The 21980-nt window shown below is 60.8% G+C and carries 16 protein-coding genes and 1 pseudogene; 11 read left to right on the top strand and 6 right to left on the bottom strand.

Annotation, left to right across the window (positions count from 1 at the left end):
* Positions 1-59 precede the first annotated feature (59 nt).
* Positions 60-2051, top strand: coding sequence for a CocE/NonD family hydrolase (locus AC1D10_RS10570; RefSeq protein WP_477272076.1), 1992 nt, complete (start codon positions 60-62; stop codon positions 2049-2051).
* A 265-nt stretch (positions 2052-2316) separates the two neighbouring features.
* On the opposite strand, the gene AC1D10_RS10565 is transcribed toward AC1D10_RS10570, so the two are convergent.
* Positions 2317-3057 carry an SDR family NAD(P)-dependent oxidoreductase gene (locus AC1D10_RS10565; RefSeq protein WP_477271314.1) on the bottom strand — a complete coding sequence of 247 codons (741 nt, stop codon included), beginning with the start codon at positions 3055-3057 and terminating at the stop codon, positions 2317-2319.
* A gap of 402 nt (positions 3058-3459) precedes the next feature.
* A complete protein-coding gene (locus tag AC1D10_RS10560) occupies positions 3460-4353 on the bottom strand; it encodes a LysR family transcriptional regulator (RefSeq protein ID WP_477271312.1) in 894 nt (297 codons plus the stop codon).
* A 154-nt stretch (positions 4354-4507) separates the two neighbouring features.
* Here AC1D10_RS10560 and AC1D10_RS10555 point away from each other — a divergent pair, with 154 nt between their 5' ends.
* Positions 4508-5161, top strand: coding sequence for a hydrolase (locus AC1D10_RS10555; protein ID WP_477271310.1), 654 nt, complete (start codon positions 4508-4510; stop codon positions 5159-5161).
* Positions 5162-5712: 551 nt separating this feature from the next.
* Here AC1D10_RS10555 and AC1D10_RS10550 read toward each other — a convergent pair.
* Entirely contained in the window at positions 5713-6612 is a 900-nt protein-coding gene (locus AC1D10_RS10550) for an AraC family transcriptional regulator (RefSeq protein WP_477271308.1), read from the bottom strand.
* 172 nt (positions 6613-6784) lie between these two features.
* Here AC1D10_RS10550 and AC1D10_RS10545 point away from each other — a divergent pair, with 172 nt between their 5' ends.
* The 3 genes and pseudogenes from AC1D10_RS10545 (at position 6785) to AC1D10_RS10535 (ending at position 8871) form a co-directional block, all read left to right on the top strand.
* Complete coding sequence (locus AC1D10_RS10545) at positions 6785-7543, top strand: SDR family NAD(P)-dependent oxidoreductase (protein WP_477271306.1); 759 nt, start codon at positions 6785-6787, stop codon at positions 7541-7543.
* A gap of 29 nt (positions 7544-7572) precedes the next feature.
* A pseudogene (locus tag AC1D10_RS10540) lies at positions 7573-8246 on the top strand (glutathione S-transferase family protein).
* 28 nt (positions 8247-8274) lie between these two features.
* Positions 8275-8871 (top strand): cysteine hydrolase family protein, encoded by a 597-nt coding sequence (locus tag AC1D10_RS10535; protein WP_477271304.1) that lies wholly within the window; start codon positions 8275-8277, stop codon positions 8869-8871.
* 744 nt (positions 8872-9615) lie between these two features.
* Here AC1D10_RS10535 and AC1D10_RS10530 read toward each other — a convergent pair.
* Positions 9616-9903, bottom strand: coding sequence for a hypothetical protein (locus AC1D10_RS10530; RefSeq protein WP_477271302.1), 288 nt, complete (start codon positions 9901-9903; stop codon positions 9616-9618).
* A gap of 521 nt (positions 9904-10424) precedes the next feature.
* Between AC1D10_RS10530 and AC1D10_RS10525 the strand changes: the two genes are divergently transcribed.
* Positions 10425-10706 (top strand): hypothetical protein, encoded by a 282-nt coding sequence (locus AC1D10_RS10525; RefSeq protein ID WP_477271300.1) that lies wholly within the window; start codon positions 10425-10427, stop codon positions 10704-10706.
* Between the two features lie 49 nt (positions 10707-10755).
* Here the strand turns inward: AC1D10_RS10525 and AC1D10_RS10520 are convergent, their stop codons facing one another.
* Positions 10756-11160 carry an MAPEG family protein gene (locus AC1D10_RS10520; protein WP_477271298.1) on the bottom strand — a complete coding sequence of 135 codons (405 nt, stop codon included), beginning with the start codon at positions 11158-11160 and terminating at the stop codon, positions 10756-10758.
* Between the two features lie 479 nt (positions 11161-11639).
* Between AC1D10_RS10520 and AC1D10_RS10515 the strand changes: the two genes are divergently transcribed.
* Positions 11640-13031, top strand: coding sequence for an FAD-binding oxidoreductase (locus AC1D10_RS10515; protein WP_477271296.1), 1392 nt, complete (start codon positions 11640-11642; stop codon positions 13029-13031).
* Positions 13032-13322: 291 nt separating this feature from the next.
* Here AC1D10_RS10515 and AC1D10_RS10510 read toward each other — a convergent pair whose 3' ends face one another.
* On the bottom strand, positions 13323-15308 hold the full coding sequence (locus tag AC1D10_RS10510) for a BTAD domain-containing putative transcriptional regulator (protein ID WP_477271294.1): 1986 nt from the start codon (positions 15306-15308) through the stop codon (positions 13323-13325).
* 155 nt (positions 15309-15463) lie between these two features.
* Between AC1D10_RS10510 and AC1D10_RS10505 the strand changes: the two genes are divergently transcribed.
* The 4 genes from AC1D10_RS10505 to AC1D10_RS10490 all read left to right on the top strand — a co-directional run bounded on the left by AC1D10_RS10505 (position 15464) and on the right by AC1D10_RS10490 (position 21878).
* Complete coding sequence (locus tag AC1D10_RS10505) at positions 15464-16399, top strand: DMT family transporter (RefSeq protein WP_477271292.1); 936 nt, start codon at positions 15464-15466, stop codon at positions 16397-16399.
* 1 nt (position 16400) lies between these two features.
* Positions 16401-17303, top strand: coding sequence for a DUF1194 domain-containing protein (locus AC1D10_RS10500; RefSeq protein ID WP_477271290.1), 903 nt, complete (start codon positions 16401-16403; stop codon positions 17301-17303).
* A 372-nt stretch (positions 17304-17675) separates the two neighbouring features.
* A complete protein-coding gene (locus tag AC1D10_RS10495; protein ID WP_477271288.1) occupies positions 17676-19664 on the top strand; it encodes an ABC transporter ATP-binding protein/permease in 1989 nt (662 codons plus the stop codon).
* A 129-nt stretch (positions 19665-19793) separates the two neighbouring features.
* Entirely contained in the window at positions 19794-21878 is a 2085-nt protein-coding gene (locus tag AC1D10_RS10490; protein WP_477271286.1) for a sensor histidine kinase, read from the top strand.
* Positions 21879-21980: the final 102 nt, after the last annotated feature.

Below are 21980 nucleotides of genomic sequence, written 5' to 3'. Positions count from 1 at the left end.
GACTTTCCGGCGGCGGGATAGTGTGCTTGCCACCGAGTGGAGCTTTCGTGGTTGATCGCATGACGAACAGGAATTTCCGTGTCATTGAAAATGAGTGGATCGTCCTGAAAGACGGCACCCGGCTCGCCGCGCGCATCTGGATGCCCGAAACGGTTCCTGGCGGGGTGCCGGCGGTGCTCGAATTCCTGCCTTATCGCAAACGCAACGGCACCGCCGCCCGTGACGAGTCCACCTATCCGGTCTTCGCGGCGGCCGGCATCGCGGGCGTGCGTGTCGACATTCGCGGTTGCGGAGAATCCGACGGCGTGATCGACGGCGAATATACCGCGCGCGAGCTTGCCGACGCCGTCGAGATTATCGAATGGATCGCTGCGCGGGACTGGTCGAACGGCAATGTCGGCATGATGGGAATTTCCTGGGGCGGGTTCAACGCGCTTCAGGTTGCGGCCTTGAAGCCACCTGCTCTCAAGGCCGTGATTTCCCTGTCGTCCACCGTCGACCGCTACAATGACGACATCCACTACAAGAATGGAGCGCATCTATCGGCGCAACTGTCATGGGCGGCGACGATGACTGCCTTCCAGTCGCGGTCCCCCGATCCCGATCTCGTCGGAGAACGCTGGCGCGACATGTGGCTTGAGCGTCTGGAAGGCGAGCCGTTCTTCATGGAGGAGTGGCTGTCCCACCAACGCCGCGACGACTTCTGGCGCCACGGGTCGATCTGCGCGGATTTTGACGGGTTTTCCGTTCCCGCACTGGTAATTGCCGGATGGGCCGACGGCTACCGCAACACGCCCTTGAAGGCGGTTGCCGGGATGCCGGAGATGGCCTGGGGCCTGATCGGTCCATGGGTTCACAAGTATCCGCATTTTGCTGATCCGAAGCCCCGCGCCGATTTTCATGCCGAGGCAATTTCATGGTGGCGGCATTGGCTGTGTGCAGAAGACAACAAGGTGGAGGATACGCCGAGGCTGCGTGCTTATATCCTGGACGGGCCGCGACCCGGCCGCCGGCGCGAGACCGACCCGGGCTATTGGGTTGCCATGGACAGATGGGACGTTCCCGACACACTCGTCCTTAGCCTGGACGCGTCGGGCAGGCTCGCTCGGTGCAATTCATCGCATGCTGAAGGAAATACCCTCCTGAACTCTCCTCAGGATACGGGCACCGCTGCGGGAGAGTTTTTCGCGCTGAAGCCGGATTCGGAAATGGCCGGCGACCAGCGTATCGACGATGCTGGATCACTCATTTTCGACAGCGCCGTCCTTGCCGAAGAATGCGTCGTCTTTGGTCAACCACTTGTAAAACTGTCGCTTTCCAGCGATGCCGACTTGGCCAACCTTGCCGTCAGGATCGTTGACGTCCATCCCGATGGTGTGGCGACGCGCGTCAGCTACGGTGTGCTCAACCTCGCGCATCGCAACGGCAATGCCAAACCACAGCCCCTGAAGCCGGGCGAGACGGTCGAAATCGAGTTGGTACTCGATGCGTGCGGCTACCGTTTTGCGCCCGGCCACCGTCTGCGTCTGTCGTTGTCCAGCGCCTATTGGCCGACGATCCTGCCGCCGCCCTGCGACGCAACGCTGACGATCGATCTTACCACGCTGCGATTGGGAGTGCCGCTGCTTGGCGAGCATCGCAGGGTCGAAATCGCGCAGCCATTCAATCCCGATCCTCTGCCCCGTTACGAGGTCCTGACGGAAGGATCATCGGGCCGCTCTGTTGAACGCGATCTGCAAAATGGCGTGACGCGCTACCGGGTGCGCGAGGATACAGGTCTTAGCCGCCATCCGGGCAACGGCTTGTGCACGCGCGACATCCGGCAGGAGGTATGGTCGATAGCTCCTGATGACCCGCTGTCGCTGACGGCAGAGATCCGCTGGACGTGCTGTGCCGAGCGGGAAGGCTGGAGAACGCAAAGCCAATACATCACCCGTCTCTCTTGCACGACGACCGAATGGGTGATTATGGAGCGGGTTGAAGCACTGGCTGACGGTCACAAGGTATTCGAGCGCGAGCGCAGCGCCCGAATACCGCGTGACCATATGTGAGGGTGAGCTACATGTAGGGGTGAGCTACGCCCGCGTCTCAACCGGCAGCAGGCCAAACTTGCGAACCTTCACGGGAATTTCTCCTTCTAGCTGGTGTGGTTGAGCGGTTAGCTTGAAATCCTCTCAACACAGAGTCCACAGGGCTGCCTCCTTCACGTCGTCCTCGACCCGACTCTGCCAAGGCCGGGGCTTAGCGTGAATGGCGATGGGGCGCTCGATGCATTGCCGAGCACGCAATTGGCCCGCTTGCGAACATCAAGTCCGCTCAGGCGGTTGCGCCACCGTCGGCGGTCAGGATGGAGCCCGTGATCATGCTCGCGGCGGGACTTGCCAGAAAGACCACAGCGTTCGCGATTTCGCGCGGCTCGGCGTAGCGTCCCAGTGACGTCAGGCTTCGCTGGAAATCGGCAGCCTCCCCATCCGCCGGATTTGCATCCGTATTGGTCGCTCCGGGCTGCACGAGATTCACGGTGATGCCGTTCGGACCGAGTTCACGCGAAAGACCGCGGGTGAAGGAGGTAAGTGCCGCTTTGGACATCGCGTAAACCGTTATGCCGGGGAATGGGACCCGCTCTCCCAGGGCCGAACCAATCGTGATGATACGTCCCCCTTCGGTGAGATGCGGGATAACTGCTGTCGCAAACAGCACTGGCGCTCGCACGTTGACGTCCATCACGGCCTGATAGTCGTTCACGTCGATCTCGGCGATCGTTCCGGTGTGGCCGATAGCCGCGCTGTTGACGAGGATATCGAGTCCACCGAGCGCCGAGACGGCTTGGCTCACTGAGCGCTTGATGGCCTCCGGGGCGGCGCTGTCGGCTTGGATGGCGACTGCGCGACGCCCCATGCTTTCGATGGACTTGACTACCGCATCAGACTTCTCGGCGGAGCGCCAGTAAGTAAATGCAACGTCGGCGCCGTTCTCCGCCAGTGCTAACGCGATCGCGGCCCCGATGCCCCGCGATCCTCCAGTCACCAATGCACGTTTCCCACTCAGATCGATCATGTGTCCATCCTTTTCTACCAACTTTGTTCAGGCATCCAATTGGTTCGCGTAGGATGCGACACCCGCTCGACGGCCTGATCCGGGATTTGGTGTTCGGCATCGGTCCCGATTAGTGTCGAAAAGTGCCAAACCGTGTTGCGGGGGGAGGAACGCTGCCCCATGGCTCACAAGGCAGCCATGGCAATCATTCTCAGGAGCGATGGCCGCTTCGTCCTGGAGCCTAGGAAGCCACCGGCCCGGTAGGGCCCAGGCAAAGCCAGGCTGTCTGGATCCCGAACAGCCTGTTCGCACCGCCTCGGGCGGCCGCTGATGTGCGCTCCGGATGGGCGGCACCGCGTCCGCCCCGGTGCTGTCCCGGTGACGGAAATCGGTTCCTTGACAGGGCCTTGAACGGTTCGCGTTCTAGGGGTCGAGACCCCAAACTTCCGGGTTGCTTTTGAAATACTCAGTCAGCATTTCGGTGAGCACCCGCACTTTCCGCGCGGGATGCTGGCCCGGCGGGCGTACGACATACGCGGCCCCCGGAGGTACCGGATAGCGTGTCATGATCGGAACCAATGCACCGGAGGCCACATATTCATATGTGATGCAATCTGGGAGCCAGGCGATGCCGAGGCCTGCGGCAGCAGCAGCGGCAAGTGCCGTGGCGCTGTCGGCCTTGAACTTGCCCTGCGGCTGGACCGTAACAATCTTGCTGCCATCCATGAACTGCCAGGGTTCCGTTCCCTGCATGAGGGCCTGGTGGGTGACAAGTTCATCCAGAGTCTCCGGTGACCCATGCGCTTTGATGTAACCCGGGCTTGCGACAAGCTTTCCATGGATCGGCCCAACGCGCTTCGCGATCAAGTTGGAGTCCTGAAGGTAGGCGCCCCGGATCGCGCAATCGAAACCCTCCGCTATGAGATCGACAAAGCGATCGCTGTAGGAGGTATGGATTTGAAGCTTCGGGTGCAGACGCGCCATTTCCGCGATCACCGGGGCGAAGTGGGTTGGGCCGAAAGTAAGCGGCATGGCAACCCTCAGCCCGCCGCGAAGGTCGCCGGTCGGGAGGATCGTTTCCCTGGCGGTGTCGATCTCGGCGCTGGCCCTGGCCGCATGGTCCCTGAACGTGATCCCCGCCTCGGTGAGAGCGGCGCCGCGGGTCGTTCGTGCAAGAAGCTGGACGCCAAGTTCCGCTTCAATCCGAAAGAGCCGCCGACTGACGATTGACTTGGAGACGCCGAGCCTGCGCGCGGCTGACGATATGCCCCCTGCATCGGCCACTGCGACGAATGTCTGTAGATCTTCCATGTCCATCCTGGCGTTCCTTGTTTCGCGACACAGCTCGCCCGACTATGGCACTACCGCATCACCAACAGGAACAGCAAATTGTGCCCAGGCAACGTGGCCCGCCGGCGCATGTCTCCCGTGAACCCATTGCCGTCCATGGCGGCAGAGAAAGGAAGTCCTGATGACCCTTCGTAACGGCCTCGATTCGCTTCTTCGTCCTGAAGACTCGTTACTCGTTCTGATCGACCACCAGCCTTACCAGCTCGCAAACCTGAACAGCCACGATCCCCATATGGTGGTCAACAACACGACCGCGCTGGCGAAGCTAGCAAAAGCCTTCAATGTTCCGACCATTCTCACCAGCGTGATCGCGGCGCGCGGTGGACTTCTCTTTAAGCAGATCACCGACGTATTTCCGAACCAGGAAGTCATCGATCGCACCTGGGTGAACACCTGGCAGGACGAGAATGTGGTGAACGTCGTCAAGGCGACCGGCCGCAAGCAGCTGATCATCGCCGGCCTGTGGACCGAGGTCTGCGTCGCAATGCCCGTGATCCAGGCCGCCGGCGAAGGCTGGGACGTGACCGTGATCACCGACGCGTCGGGCGGGATTTCGAAGGAGTCTCACGAAGTTGCCATCCAGCGAATGATCGCGGCCGGCGCGAACGTGATGACGGTGATGGCGCTCGCTGGCGAATGGCAACGCGATTGGGCGCGCACCGAGCATGTCGAGGAGTTGACCGAGATTCTCATCCAGCACTTCGGCGGCAGCGGCATCGCGTATCTTTGGGAGCAGCAACTGCTCAACACGCCGGTGCCGAGCCCTGCGGGCTAAGCTTGCTCGGGGGATGACGAGGATGTCGAGCAATCCGCTGCAGTGACCGCGCTGACCCTCGTCATCCCCTTCCTGCAGCACCGCCGTCCGAGCGCTGAATACTGCAACAGCTCATTCGGCGGACGCGCGCGAGCGACAAGCTGGACGCCATTGGCGGCGACAGCGCTGTTGCCCGCATAGATGCCGAACGGCGCACTGTCCTTCTGGAAGGCCGTCCGCTACATCGAGCTGAAACTGGGAATAATGTCGGCAGGGTAGACTCGCAGGGACGGCTCTGCGCGTCCGCCACCTCGACGCTGCTGGGTTCCCGATCGAAGTCAGCGGTGACTGAGCAGCTAATGCGGCGAATATCGCACGGTTGCACGCCATCGATGGGGCTAGCGGGCCGCGCCCGACGAAGATGAGTACTATAAGACCGTTATAAGCCTCTGATAAACAGATACTGCCTCATGCGGCAATCAGCAGCTGTCGGCCGCGTTCGGGTAGTGGGCGGTAGCGATATCGGATCCCTTGAGCAGCCTGGAGCCAGCAGCATCGAAGCTGACAGCCATCTAATTGATCATTTGATTGTCGATTGACTGCCTGAGCCTGCGAACGTCGCGGACGGGCGGAGCCCCGAATTGCCGCAGATATTCGCGGCTGAACTGAGAGGCGCTTTCATAGCCGACCGCATAGGCGACGTCGGAGGCACTATGGTCGCCGGCGAGCAGCAACTGGCGCGCCTCCTGAAGGCGTATCTGCTTCTGATACTGGATCGGGCTCAATCCAGTCAGCGCGAGAAAGTGGCGATGCAGGCTCGCACGGCTCATGCCAGCAGCTTCGCACAGAGCCTCGATCCGCAGCCGCGTATTACCGCGGTCGCGGATCCATTCGACCGCGCGGCGGATGCCGCCGATCGCGCCTTCTGGGCGCGCGATGTGGCGCAACAGTCGCCCCTGCGGGCCCTGCAGGAGACGATAAAGCAATTCGCGTTCGGCCATCGGCGCGAGCGCCGGGATGTCCGCAGGCGTGTCGAGCAACGTCAGCAGTCGCAGCAGCGTGTCGCGCAGCGGCGGAGTCATCGGATTGATCGCGATGCCGCTGCCCGGCGCGTCCGCGTCGCGCACCGCCGGCATCGTCGATGCGACCTCGGCGAGAAGTGCCGGATCAAGGACTAACGAAATCGCCACATAAGGACTGCCGTCGTCAGCGTCATGGATCTGGCCGCTCAAAGGCAGATCGAGTGCGCTGACCAGATATTGAGACGCGTCGTAGCGGAGGAGGTCGTCGTGGATGGCCACCTCTTTCGATCCCTGCAGAATGAAGCAGATCATCGAGCGGTAGAGACACGGTGACGTTCCCGAGGTCGTTTGTCCTACGCCGATTTCCAGGCGCGGGATCGGCGTCAGGGTCATTCCGGTCCGCCCGTGGCGGAGCGCGATATCGCGATGCGGCTGTAGGTTGTCGGTCATGGCAAAGACTATGACACCAATCCTCACGCCTGAAAAGAGCCTGAGACAATCAGGCAAGTAATTGAGAGCATCAGGCGGGGCGTCGGACACAGCAATCGCCTATCTGCTTGGCAGCGAATGCGACACCTCAGCGGCGTGGCGTCTGGAAAATCAAATCACAAGGAACCTAGCCATGTCTCAGAAGATCGCACTCATCACCGGCGCCAGCCGCGGCCTCGGGCGCAATATGGCGCTCCACCTCGCCAGGCGTGGTGTGGGCGTCATCGGCACGTACCGAAACAGCGCCGCAGAAGCCCAGGCGCTCGTTGACGAGATCGAAGCCCTGGGCGGCAAGGCGGCGATGCTGGCGCTCGACGTCACCGATACGACAAGCTTTTCCGGCTTCGCACAGGCGGTCACCGAAACGCTGGGGACCACCTTTGGCGTCGAACGGTTCGACTATCTGGTGAACAATGGCGGCGAGGGCATCTATGTGATGGTCGCCGACGCGAGCGAGGAGCAGTTCGACCAGATGGTCGACATGCACCTGCGCGGGCCGCTGTTTCTAACCCAGAAGCTGCTGCCGCTGATCGTCGACGGCGGGCGCATCCTCAACGTCTCTACCGGCTTTGTGCGGACGACCATGGCCGGTTATGGCCTCTATGCCGCGGCTAAGGCGGCAATGCAGACGCTGACCAAGTTCATGGCGGTCGAACTGGGCGCACGCCAGATCCGCGTCAACGCGATCGCGCCGGGCGCCATCGCCACCGACTTCGCCGGCGGCCGCGTGCGCGACGACAAGCATATCAACGACTTTGTTGCCGGCAATATCGCGCTCGGCCGCGTCGGCCAGCCCGACGACATCGGTGGCGCGGTCGCCGCAATCCTGTCCGATGATCTAGGTTGGGCCAACGGCACGACGTTTGACGTGTCGGGCGGCCAGTCGCTCTGACCTCTGTTCCAGCACATCGAGACCCCGTCATGACCGAGCAAAACCTCACTCTCGTCAGCCACCCGCTGTGCCCATTCGTCCAGCGTGCCGCGATCGTTCTCCTCGAAAAGGGGGTGGCGTTCGACCGGGTCAACGTCGATCTATCGGCCAAGCCTGACTGGTTTCTGGCCCTGGCGCCGACCGGCAAGGTGCCGGTGCTGAAGGTACGCCAGCTGAATGGTGAGGAGGCGATCCTCTTCGAAAGTGTGGTCATCTGCGAATATCTGAACGAGACGCAGGGTGGCGCGGCGATGTATCCCGACGATGCATTGCTGCGTGCACGGCATCGCGCCTGGATCGAATGCGCCACCCAGACCTTTACGGAGGGCTGGCAGTTCCTCCACGCCAAGGACATGGCGACCGCCGACGCCAAGCGGGCCGCCTTCCGTGATCGGCTGAGCAAGATCGAAGCGGAACTGGGCGACGGCACGTATTCGCCGGGCCGGACTTTGGTCTGGTCGATGCGGTCTACGCACCGCTGTTCCGCTATTTCGGGATCATCGATCCGGAAGTGGCGGACCCGATCTTTGCGGGCCTGCCACGCGTGACGGCGTGGCGCGCGGCGCTCGCTGAGCGCCCCAGCGTCAAGAACGCCGTAATCGACACCTATCCCGACCTGTTTCGCGACCACCTGCGCCAGCAAGGCGCGATGATCGCCGCCTGACCCTAACCACCATCCCAGGAGTTATAGCATGACCGACGCATCCAAAAGCGCGCTGATCCTGATCGAATATGTCAACGACTGGCTCTCGCCGACCGGTGGCATCTATCCGGCGTTCCAGGATCGCGAGCAGGTCGACACCGCTATCGCCAATTCGAAGATCATCCTCGAAGAGGCCCGCCGTCGCGGCCTGCACGTGATCCACGCAGCGCTGAAGTTCGAGCCGACCTTCAAGGTGCTGGGCGAGGCCAAGTACGGCCTGCGTAAGATGACGCGCGACCATGGCGCGTTCCTGGGCGAGCAGGCCGATTTCTTCCCCGGCTTCGAGCCGGCGGAAGGCGAGCATGTCGTTCGCGAGCGCGCCGGCGGCAGCAGCGTCTTCGTCGGAACCACGCTCGACGGCTACTTGCGCAACAACCGCATCGACGAGATCTACCTGTCGGGCTTTTCGCTGCGCCAGTGCGTCGAGTCTTCGATGCGCAATGCCCACGACCTCGGCTACCACACCAACGTCATCTACGACGCGTCGGCCGGCTATACTCGCAAACAGCAGGACGACTTCGTCGCCGAGATCGCCCCATTTTACGCCAACGCCGTCACCACGCAGGAGTTCGTGTCTAAGGCATAATCCGCCGCTGGACCCGGCCCGGTTAGGGCCGGGTTTCCGTCGGCCGTAGATGCGAGGCGATACGATGATTGGGATCAGGGTCGAACTCACCATCGCGCCGGGTAACACCGACGCATTCGGACGAATACGGCAACAGGTGGTCCGAGGAAGCACGATGACCTTCGTCAATCTCGTACTAGGAGCATAGCCATGGCATCGGCCCCAACAATTCCACTTTGGACAAGAGGGCGTTTAGCTCGGCGCGGCGGAAGGAAGCAGGATGGCGCATGGAGTCGACATTGCATATGGATCACTATACAGCGGCGGCTTCGACCGCGTACCTTTGGTTGCGCTCACGAGGCAGCGGCAAATGTGCTACGTATTGTGATACCTATTGTGATACAAATCGGTCTTGAAAACCGGGAAAAAGCAAATAGAAACAGTAGCATAGGGTCGCAAGCGATCCCAGCCAACGGTACCATCGTCCGCTAAATTTTGATTTTGCTGAAGAATTATGCGTAGTTGACTTAGCGCTTGCGCCAGATATCGCGTTTCAGATCCGTAATCGGACACTTGAAGAACGCCGAAATCGACGAGGAAGATGAAGGCGGAGCAGTCAGCGACATCGTAGAGGGCAGCTTCGGCCGTCCCTTCCCGACGTTGATGACAACGGATGACCTCCAGGGGCGCTCGCCTCGGCGTCGACCAGCCCTACACCATACTGCAGGCGATCGACGCCACGGGTGCCAAGGGCTGTCCCTGACTCTATGTTCCCTTCACGATTCTCGGTTTAGTCGGTCGGCGGGATTGATCCGCGCTCTCGAGGGCCAAAGCCAATCGCTTTTCGTCTTCTATGGCGCGATCGACGGCCTCAATTTCCTCTTGGAGCGCCTTCAGTTCGGCTCCGTAGCTGGAGCCGTCGCTGTCCCCGATCTGAAAGCCACTTGCCCGCATTGCGTCGCGGGTATGGTGCACGTTGCGGACTCCTTCGCGTCGAGTCGCGACCAGGATTTCCCTGAACTCTCCAAGACGTTCAACGTGATTGCGAGTCATTGAGTTCTCCTATTTTCGTCGTCATCGTCGCCGGCGGCGATTCAAAACGGCTAAAACTTACGGCGCAGAAGGCTAAGAGACTACAATAGATACTCTCGACAAAGCATGAGTGCGGAAGCTCAAATTTGAACGTCTTGCAATAACGTGGAGCGCGGCAGGCGGAAATTGGTTTGGGACCCAACCAATCACCCACCTGATGCTAGACGCTCCGGCCGAGCGCGTCTGCCGCTCGGCACTTGTTGGAGGCGCAAAGCAGACCTGCCCGATGTTTCATGCGCGAACGCCTGAGATGCGAGCGCCGCCATTAACCATCGATTAACTATCCGGTCGCCTTTGATTCAATTTTGCAGCATACTTGATTTGGGTAGCGAGGCTGCTCAAGGAGACTGGAACAAGAGGGTAATTCTCCTGTTCGCGCACGTGTACTTTCACTCGCGACAAGTTGAAATTGAAAAAGAAGCGACGGAACACCGTCGTCTAATAGGGAGGCGCCAGCATCATGTTTGATGAGGAGCGCCAGAATGAAGATCGAAGATGCAGTTGCGGCGGTGACGTCAGAAGCGAGCGCGCTCACATCTTGCCTCGGCCAGCCCGTTCTCGCCTACCACGTCACGGAAATCATGAGAGAGGCAGACCTGGCACACGCCCGCGAGATGCAACTCGCGCTGGTGCGACGAAGCATCGAAGCTCTTGTGGATGACGGCCTGGAAGGCGTCGCCGCCGAACATTTTGCATCCCAGTTCGACGGCCGCATCGGCTTGACCTGGAAACTCCTGCACGCATCCGATGGCGTGGCGCATTGATCAAGACCAGACGGTCTTGGTCGACGTGGTTCTGAAGTCGCGGCACTCTTCAGATCAACAGCATCCAGGACCAATACGCACCGATCACCATTTGCACGGCGAACGCGGTGAATCTGAGGCTGACCGCGAGCTGGGTCGTGGAGACGAGGTGGATCATCGACTGCATTATCCGTGCGCCTAACAGCGTGTAGGCCAGGGGATTCGTGATATCTGTTTTTGCAATGATGATCGCGACGCCTAGCAGACCTCCGAAGATTGGAAGCCCTTCAATGCAGTTGGCGTGGGCGCGGGCCAACCGCTGCATGAAGGGGGTGAGTGCTGCGTTATCTGGCGTGAAGCCGTTTGCCGCGACTTGCCCAGAGATCACCAGGTAGGTCCGGATGACTTCCATCACGATCAGCAGGGCCAGTGCCCACGAGATGAATCCAGTCAATGCATAAGCACTCGCCGACATGTGCCGCCCCCGTTGTTCGCCCTTTGGGCCGCTCGATCACAATGCGATCATGACCCCTAATGCGCAACACGGGTAGGTGATCCTATCTACTGACTTCCGTTTTCCACCAAGCATCGCCGTGCATGACTGCTCAGATGGCGGCCGAGACCGGAACCGGGGCGGCCACCGTGTTCAGATTTCAGTTCCCTCTGCGACGGTCAGTGCATCTTCTATGTCCACGCCGAGGTATCGAACGGTGTTTTCAATCTTGGTGTGTGCTTTGTGAGATCACAATCAAGGAGCTCCAAGAGAGACCTGCGCTCAACGACTGGGGTAACCGACGACCGCGCGAGGCCGCGCACGAGATACAGCGGCGCGTCTGCGACGGTATCGCCACTGATCGGATCGAGGTGTTTTCGGCATCACAAGCCCGCCAGCTGGTGTTATGCTACTTTTTGCCCCGAGGCTTGAGCTTAGGCGATGAGGTTGAGGAGGAGGATATGGCAGAGACGGAGCTTCAAAACCGCAGTGGAATGCCGATTGGCGCCGATCTTATCGATGAGTTCGCTTCCGGGTTGGCTGGACGCTTAATCCGGCCCGCTGATGCCGACTACGACGAGGCACGTCGTATTTGGAACGCGGCAATCGACCGACACCCGGGAGTGATCGCACGCTGCCTTGGTGTTGCCGATGTAATCCAGGCGGTGAAATTCGCGTCTAGAAATGACCTTCTGGTCGCGGTGCGTGGGGGCGGTCACAATGTCGCCGGGCGGGCTCTATGCGACAACGGCATCGTTATCGACCTCTCCGCCATGCGTGGCGTGCTTGTTGATCCCAAGACGCGGACTGTGCGGGTGCAGGGCGGCTCCACGCTTGGTGACCTCGATCGCGAAACGCATCTGCATGGGCTTGCGGTGCCGGTCGGCGTCGTCTCGAAGACCGGCGTTGCCGGTCTGACACTCGGCGGCGGCGTAGGCTGGCTGGTGCGCAAGCACGGGCTCAGTTGCGACAATGTGATCTCGTTTGAGCTGGTGACGGCGGAGGGACACCTGCTGACGGCCAACGCAGAAGAACACCCCGACCTCTTTTGGGCCTTGCGCGGCGGAGGCGGCAATTTCGGCATCGTCACCTGCTTCACCTTCCGAGCGCAGCAAATATCTTCGGTGCTCGGCGGCTTGATTGTTCACGCCCGCGACAAGTCCGGCGAGGTGCTGCGCTTCTATCGCGACTTCATGGCCACGGCACCGGAGGAACTGACTGCCTACGCGGCCATGCTGACGACGCCGGACGGCATGCCGGCGGTCGGCATAATCTCATGCTGGTGCGGCGAGGGGGAAGAAGGCGCACGTGTGCTGGCGCCGCTGCGAGCCTTCGGTCCGCCGCTGCTCGACGCCATCCAGCCAATGCCCTTCCCGTCGATGCAGAAGCTGCTGGACGGCGCTTTCCCGAACGGTACCCACAATTACTGGAAGGCGAGCTTCGTTCCCCAGCTTACCGACACGATCATCGACCTGCTTGTCGAGCATGGAAATCGGATGGAGTCGCCTCTTTCGGCCTGCATCGTGGAGTTCTACGGCGGCGCGCCAGGCCGCATCGGTCGCGCGGACTCCGCCTTCGCCCAGCGGAACGCAGAATACAACATCGGGATGACTGCACAGTGGGCGGATCCGGCCGAAAGTGAAAGGCATATTGCCTGGGTGCGGGCCATGTTTGATGCGTTCGAGCCGCATTCGAGCGGCATGCACCTTCTGAACTTTCAGAGCGAGCCCGCGGACCAGATGATCCGCGCCTCCTTCGGCGACAACTACAGTCGGCTTGCCGAGGTAAAGCGGAAATATGACCCGACGAACTTTTTTAGCGTCAACCAAAACATCTCGGCCGCGACACACTAGGCGCATTGCCGCCCGGCAGCCTGTGGCCGCCGGTCGGTCCGCTTCCAGTCGAATGGATCAGGAAAGCAGCCGTTCTGCCGAGACCCTGATGCCTACCGAAGCTTTCGCCTGAGCGACCATGCGAACGTCGCATGATGCAGGCGGCCTGTCGCTGCTCAAGGATGCCAGCGAAAAGCTCAGCGTTTCGGCGCGGGCTTACCACCGGTGCTGAAGTGGCCCGGAAGCTGGCCGATCTCGACCCTAGCGAACCGTCGGACCGCATCCATCTCGATCTGTCTCTTCGTGATCGCATCAGGAACTCGGAAGGCCGGCCCTCGACAGCATTTCAAGGAATCTCGCGTGATGATGATCCTTCACATAGCGTGGCACAAAGCCGGGGCAAACATTATCCAGGTTGAGATGTGGAAGTTGTGACAGGCAGTGATGGACGGCCCGTGAGGCTTCGTCGTTGTTTCCGGTTGCCGCGGCGGCCGCAGCCCAATAGAGGGCGCCGCGAACGAATCCCGGCTTTGTCCTGACCACCCTGCGGGCGACTTCGAGCGCCCGCCAATCGTCTCCGCCCGCGAACAGTGCAACAACCAAGGCATGGTGACGCCAGAAGTCGATTACGTCATGCGTTCCGAGCCGGATTGCCTCGTTGGCCTCACGCACTGCTTCGCTGACCTCTCCGCGCAACGCAAAGAGCATCGAAATATCGCCGTGGCCGGTCGGATAGCTTGGGTTGAGGCTGATCGCATGTTGGCATTCGGCGATCGCCTCGTCGATGCGGCCGGAACTTTCGAGAGCGAATGACAGGATGCAGCGGGCAATTTCGTCGTCAGGCACCGCCCGTACCGCTGCTTCCGCAAGCTCGACCGCACGCTCGATCTGGCCCGGCTCCCGGGGCAGCGAGCCAAACGCCACGCCCATGGAAATTACGATCGAGAGCGTCCGCTTCGCACGAGCGTTGTCGGGACCTATCGAGACAGCCTTCTCGGCAAGCTCTATCCCGACCGATAGCGAGTCCCGAGTCATCTCAAAATACTTCATGAGAGCCTCGTTCACCAACCTGCGCACTTCAGGAGGACCAGGCGGGCTCTTGTCGCGGACTTTCCAATTGGTCAGTTGAAGGTCGAGGATCACTGCCAGGACAACAGACTGTGCGATCCTGTCCTGGAATTCCAGCGCGTGCTCGGAGTGGCCGTCGAACTTCTGGGCCCAGACGTTGTGGCCGCCAGCGGCATCGACAAGCTGGACGTTCACCCTCAGCCCATTGCCGGATCTCTGGACGCTGCCGCTGAGCATATATCGCGCCCGGCGCATCCCCGGCGTTTTGGCTTCTTCGCCTGGGCCGTTCTTCTCCATGGACGGAAGCGCAGAGAGCACGACATAGTCGGCCACCTCGGAGAGGGCTGTGGTGATGTCCTGGACGAGTCCCTTGGCGAAAAAGTCGTCGCCTTGCTTTCCGGTCAGATTGATGAAGTCGGCAACGCTGATGGACGGGCGCCCGAGACGCTGGCCGGCCGGAATACCACTTGCCGACTGCATATTTGACGCAGTGTCCGCAGCAGACAGCATGGATTGCCAAAGCGCTCGCGTCTCCGGGCCGGCTTCGACCCCAAACTCCTTCTTCAGCATGCTTTTGCAAGCCTCGTATGTCCTGATCGCCCTGTCGCGTTGGCCACATGCGAGGAGCAATTCCATCTTGAGCCGATAGGATTCTTCCCGCGTCGGTTCCATGGCCAGAACACGATCAACCAGGATGACCCCGGTTTCTGCGTCGACGAGGCGTGCCAATTTTTCGAAAGCCTCGAGTGCGCGGCTCAGCAGCCTGTCGCGTTCGGATGCGACCCAGTCATCGAACCCATTGCTTCCCAGATAATGCCCGTCGAGGAATGGCCCGGTATAGTTCGCCAGAGCCTTTTCGAGTTCCGGCACGGAACGAGCCGAGAGGCCTGCTTCGAACTCCGCCACGTCAACCCGAACCGCGTCCGGCGCAAGGCCGATCAACTCCCCGCGGGAATGGATGAGATCCACACCTGCTCGCGACAGATCCCGGCGCAAGACGCTGAGGGTTTGCCGCAGGCTATTGCGCGAGTGTTCGCTATCGCTGTCACCCCAAAACAGATCAGCCAGTCTCTCCCGGGTCGCCACCATGCCTGGACACCGGGCGAGATAAGCAATGATCGCGGGACCCCGTTTCCCTGTCAGCCGGAGCGGATCCGCCTTTTCATTTTCGATCCGGAAACCGCCGAAGAGCGAGATTCTATTTGCAGCGCTGCTATTCTTATTTTGCATTCGCTCTCCCAGCCTGACGAAATTCTAACTCAAAACTAACGCTTCGCAAACTGTAGCGCCCCGCCCTCAAGCGCTGTCGTGACGCAAGGTCAATTAGGCTTCGCTAAACTAGGGCGACCGAGCCAGCAACAGGCTTTGGCTCGAGGGGGTGGCGGGTGTCCAAGACTAGAGCCAATTTGCTGCTGCTGTTTGCAGCTGCTTTATGGGGCCTCGGCAATGTCGCGCAAAAGACAGTGCTTGCTCATCTCGACGCACTGAGTGCCGTCGGCCTGCGCTGCCTGATCGGTGGGCTGCTTGTACTGCCCTTTGTCTTGATCGAAAGGCGACTGCCTGCCGGGCCGGGTTATTTCTCCAGTCTGGCCAGGGTGGGTGTGCTGTTTGCCATCTCCATCACGCTTCAGCAGCTTTGCTATCTCGGCGCCACGGTCACGAATGCAAGCTTCCTGGTGAGCACGGCAACGGTGATGACACCACTGGCCGCCTGGCTGCTCAACGGCGAACGTCCGACAGCGAGCCTTGCCATCGCCGCCGGGTTGACCGTGCTCGGTGCCCTGCTTTTGTCCGGTGGGATCGCCGGTCTCAGCGGCGGCGATCTCACCGCCATCCTGTCGGCTGCCTGCTATGCGCTCTGGATGGTCGAGCTTGGCCGGCACATGCAGGCCCACGCGCGACCGTTCACGGCCGCGGCGACGCAGTTCCTCGGCGCCGCCGCTTTCGTCCTGCCGCTCGCGGCACTGCAAGGCAATCTGTCGCTGGCCGGTGCATTTGCCGCCGGCCCGGACCTGGCAGTCCTCGGCGTGTTCTCCACCGCAATCGCTTTCGGCATACAGATTGCCGCCCAGCGCTTCACTCCCGCCAGTCATGCCGCCGTGATCGTCAGTGCCGAAAGCGTCTTCGGGGCGCTGGGCGCGGCGATCTTCCTCGGCGAACGGAACTCACCGGCAGGCGCATTGGGTGCCGCGATCATTCTCGGTGCGATCCTGTCCGTCGCACTGTCGAACCGAACGCCGCGGGACCAAGGCCCCTCGCCAAATTTCCACATGTTGAAAATGGCCGCTTTGAAAACGACCGGTTGTCGAGATGGAGAATGACATGTTCGGAAGTGCGCATCAGGACGTAGGTGCCTTGTCTGCAGCGGTCTCCTTCCGCGAGCAGGCGCAGGCGGTACGCGGTGACTTTCTGAAGCCGTTGAAACGATCTGCCAGAGGGCCGGCAAAGCAGGTCAGCTCATACTTGAGACTGGCGGGAACCCTTGCCGCTTCGGTGTTTTGGGGGCTGCAGGCACACGCGGCCAACGTCGATGTTGCCATCGTATTCGCGGTCGATTTCTCGTCCTCGATTGATCCGGAGATTGCCGACCTGCAGCGCGAGGGACATGCTGCGGCGCTCACTTCGCCAGAGATCATTGCGGCCATCACGCGGAACTACGTTGGCTGCATCAGCGTGGCCTACTTTGAATGGTCGAGTCCCGGGCACACACGCATTGTGCTGCCGTGGACAAATATCTGTGGGCTGGAAGATGCCAAGGCGGCTGCGTCGGTGATCAGCAAGAAAGGAGATACGGGCCATATTCGCAGAGGGCGAAGCGGAACATCCGTTTCCGCGGCCATCGACGTCGGATGCCTTCTGCTCGACCAGTTCCCTGGAAACGCGGCCAAGAAAGTAATCGACATCTCTTCCAATGGTGAGAACAACGACGGACTTCCTGTTCAGCCGAGCAGGCTCAACGCCGTTGCCAAGGGATACACAATCAATGCAATCGCCATTCCAGCAAAAGATGAGAATCCTGAACAACCATTGGCATCCTATTTCGCCCAATCGGTCATTGGCGGTTCGCAAGCCTTCGTCATAACCCCGAAGGGCCCAAGCGACTATACTATGGCCCTTCGCCGGAAGTTGGTGACGGAAGTCAGCATAAACGTCGACCCACAACCTCCCGCCATCGGCGGATGGGCGCTCTTCAAGCCAGTGATCCCAAACCTTGCGGAGAACTAAGCCTAAACCGCTTGTCCCGGGGCTGGGCGGTACTGGGTCGTCTTCTCGACTTGGCTGCGAAAAGCCCTGTCGCCGAAATCCATATTCTCGATGACGATGTTTCGCGGCACAACGCCTTCCGCGCACCTGGCGCAGCGTCACTCGAGGAATTGGCCCGGCGGCCTTTGAAAGTCGAATGCTTGACGGCGATCTGCACGCGGCTTCATCGGCCCTAAATGGCGCGATGCAGCAGACCAGCGGCGAGTTGTCGGCAAATAAAGCCAGTTGTTCGAGAACGAACATAGCGAGCCTGTTACGAATAACCAGCCTTGGCGCCTGCGGCCTCATGCTGATGTCATGAAACCTTTTGATTTCTAAGCCGTTGTCGGCCGCATGTCTCCTAGATCCAAACCGAAACCGACCAACGGTGCCAAACCACGTAGTACCAGGGCGTCGCGTCGGCAGGAGGGGCCTGCCGTGGAAGTCGCGTCCGAGGTGGTCGGCGAGGCCGCGCCGCCGCCGGAAGCTATCGAACCAGATCCACAGCTGACGCCCGAAGAGGCCGAGCAGACGCGCAAGAAATACCTCCTAACGCGCTTCTGGATCAGCGCGCGTGGTTATTGGAGCCGGCATGGCGACCGGCTCGCTTGGCCGTGCACGATCGGCCTGTTGGCCCTGATCGGCATCAACGTCGGTTTCCAGTATGGGATCAACGTCTGGAACCGCGCGATTTTCGACGCCATCGAGAACCGCGACGCCCACACCGTTTATTTCCTCAGCGTCGCTTTCCTGCCGCTCGTGGCCGGAAACGCAAGTCTCGTCGTGGCACAGGTCTTCCTTCGCATGACGATTCAACGTCGCTGGCGCTCCTGGCTTACAACTTCGGTCATCGGCCGCTGGCTGGCCAACGGCCGCTATTATCAGTTGAACCTGGTCAGCGGCGACCACCAGAATCCCGAAGCCCGCATCGCTGAGGATTTGCGGATTGCGACGGAGTCGCCCGTCGATTTCATTGCCGGTGTCATTTCCGCATTTCTGTCGGCTTCAACCTTTATAGTCGTGCTGTGGACGATCGGCGGTGCGCTCACCCTGCCGATGGGAGGCTCGAGCGTCACCATTCCCGGCTTCCTCGTTGTAACCGCGGTGATCTATGCCGCCATCACCTCCACTTCGATGGTGGTCATTGGCCGCCACTTCGTCGAGCTCTCGGAGGCGAAAAACCAGACCGAAGCCGAATTCCGCCACACGCTAACGCGCGTGCGCGAAAACGGCGAGAGCATTGCATTGCTCGGCGGCGAGGAAGAGGAGCGCAGTGGCATCGACAAGACCTTCGCCCATGTCCTCAAGCAATGGGCGTTGCTGACGGGCCAGCACATGCGCACCGCTCTGGTGTCGCAGGGGTCGAGTCTGTTTGCTCCGGTTGTGCCGGTCTTGCTTTGCGCTCCGAAGTTTCTCGAGGGCAGTATGACCCTTGGACAGGTCATGCAGGCTGCCTCCGCTTTCGCCATCGTGCAGGGCGCGTTTGGATGGCTGGTCGACAACTACCCGCGCCTTGCCGACTGGAACGCTTCCGCGCGACGCATCGCCTCGCTGATGATGTCGCTCGATGGACTCGAGCGCGCCGAGCAGAGCGACGCCCTGGGGCGCATCACCCTCGGCGAAACTGAAGGCGAGGCAATACTTAGCCTGAACGATCTCTCCGTATCGCTTGACGATGGCAGTGCCGTGGTCAGGGAAACCGAGGTCGCGATCGAACCGGGTGAGCGGGTGCTGGTCGCCGGCGAATCCGGTTCAGGCAAGAGCACGCTGGTGCGGGCGATCGCGGGCCTGTGGCCGTGGGGTGGCGGCAGCGTCAATTTCCACCCTGACAAGCGAATGTTCATGTTGCCGCAACGTCCTTACATCCCCTCGGGGACGCTTCGCCGTGCGACCGCCTATCCCGGTGCAGCCGACAACTGGACGCTGAAAGAAATCAGGGCCGCGCTTGACAAGGTGGGACTCGGTCATCTGAGCGACAAGATCGAGGAAGACGCGCCATGGGACCAGACCCTGTCGGGTGGCGAAAAGCAGCGGCTCGCATTTGCGCGCCTCCTCTTGCACGCCCCAGATATCATCGTGCTCGATGAAGCGACGGCAGCACTCGATGAGAAGAGTCAGGACAAGATGATGGAGACCGTCATCCAAGAATTGCCGACGGCCACCATCATAAGTGTTGCACACCGGGTCGAGTTGGAAGCCTTCCATAGCCGAAAGATCACCTTGGAGCGGCGCAAGGGTGGCGCAAAGCTGGTGAGCGATGTCGATCTTGTCCCGCGCAAGGGCGGACGAAAGTTGCTTGCGAGCCTTCTCAGACGGCGGCGCACCTACCAAAAATCTGGATGAGCCGGAGCAAATACGCGCTGCCGCAGACCAAAAAGCCTGCCCGGTCGGGATACGGCTTGCAAACATAGCCTCTGTTTTCCGCCGCTGCGTTCGCTTGAACTAACGCTTGCTGTCCGCAGGCTTGCGATTATGGTTGGCGAAGTTTCTGAGGCGGCAGGGGAACAGCATTTGCCTCGTCGATCGGCTCGATCTCACCTGCTTGGCCTGATCGCGGCCGCGGTGATACCCGTCTGGCTCTTCGCGGCCTATCAACTGGTCCAATATGCTGTGCATGAGCGGTCCCGCTTCGAACAGGACGCACGCCAAACCGCCCGGCAGGTTTCGCTCGTCGTCGAGGGTGAACTGGCCAATCTCCAAACGACTCTCAACGGCCTGTCGAAATCGCCTGCTCTGTCCAATGGCGATCTGGAGGCTTTCCGCGGCGAGGCGCTCAGCCTGGTCGAAGGGACGGACCGGATCATCGTCTTGCGCGATTTAGGTCGCAATCAACTGTTGAATACAGCGATCGGATACGGCGCAGATTTGCCGCCGGTCGAACCGATTCCGGCAGGGGATATGGAGAAACTCAGAGCGTCTGGACTGTTGGTCAGCGATGTCTTTGCCGGCAGGGATTCCAAAAACCATCGCATCGCCGTTGCCATACGGGTGCCGGCTCCGACGGGCGAAGACCTGGTCCTTTCGATTTCTATCCCAACCGCGCACATTCGCGATGTGATGATGCCTGCTGTGCCTGAAGGCTGGACGGTCGGTGTTGGAGATCGCGACGGAAGTTACGTGGCTCGTTCCAGGTCGCATCAGGAGATGACCGGCAAGCCCGGATTGCCGGAATATCTGGAAAAAATCGTTGGCCGCTCCGGCAGCTTCACATCCCGCAACTTCGAGGGCACCACGCTGCTGGCAGGCTACTACCGATCCTCCTATTCCGATTGGTTCTATACCGCCAACGTGCCGCTTTCGGAGGTACAGGCGCCGCTGTGGCGCTCGCTCGCGGCAATTTGCGGTATCGGCCTCCTGGCGCTTCTTGTGTCGACCGCCCTCGGATACGTCGTTGGAAAGCGCTTCACTGGAGCGACCACCGACCTTGCCGCCCGCGCTGAGGCGCTTGGGCAGGGCCGCACAGTTGAGCCCATGTCCACCACGGTTGCCGAATTCGGTGCCATTGCGCAGGCGCTGGTAGCTGCAGAGGGCGCCATCGCCGAGCGCCGGTATGAGTTGGAGACCGTACTGGAGACGGTGCCGGCAGCAGTCTGGTTCACCTATGACCCTAAAGCCCTTCAGGTCATCCGCAATCGCTTCGCGGCGGAACTCATGGGTTTGCCGACCGACGCCCGCAAATCGTTTGGCGCGCCCGACCTCGTGATCAATACCGTGGCGGTCAAGGACGGCCATACCGTGAGCCGGGAGGACCGGCCCCTAAGTCGGGCAATGCGCGGGGAACTGACCGACAACGAAGAATTCGCCTATACGCTTCCGACGGGCGTGGAGCGCTTTCTGCTCTCGAGCGCGCGTCCGATCCGCAGCCCAGGCGGCAGCATAATTGGTGCCGTGCAGATCAGCCTCGACATAACCGACCGCAAACGCGGCGAAGAGCATCGCAAACTGCTGGTCAACGAACTGAACCACCGCGTCAAGAACACGCTTTCGGTGGTCCAGGCCATTGCCAACCAGACGATCCGCAACGCAACCACATTGCCCGAGGCAGGACGGACCCTGTCCAGCCGGCTGATCTCGTTGGCGAAGGCGCACGATATCCTGACGCAGAAGAACTGGAGCGGCGCCGATCTCCATGATCTGATCACAGCATCGATCAAGCCACATGCTCCGATCGCACGTTTTCAAATCAGCGGAGAGACGGTTTGGCTTCCGCCAAACGTCGCCCTTTCATGTGCTCTCGGGCTTCATGAACTTACGACGAATGCAATCAAATATGGGGCGCTGTCGAATGCGAACGGCAGGGTTTCGATCTTCTGGAAGCTTGATGGTCAAAAACACCAACGCCGACTTGAACTCGAATGGCGAGAGACCGGGGGCCCAACCGTTGGTCCTGTCGAGCGCAAGGGATTTGGCACCCAGCTTCTGGAGCGCATATTCGACTCCGATTCCGGGGGCCGAGTGGTGCTGACTTTCGAAAGGTCAGGACTGGTCTGCCTTTTTCGGGTGAACCTGTCTGAACCGAATGAGGCCGAAGCACGTTTCCCAAGCAGCGAAACTTAGATATTGCGGTTCAGTATATTGCCGTTGGGCGCTACTCGGCCACGCCAAAGGTCGAACGAAGTGGCCATGTCACTCAGGATGGCCAAGGCACAAGCGACCGCA

The organism is Mesorhizobium sp. P2_A8 (assembly GCF_056404935.1).
Note: the sequence above shows the minus strand (reverse complement) of the source record. Positions and strands in the feature narration are given on the sequence as shown.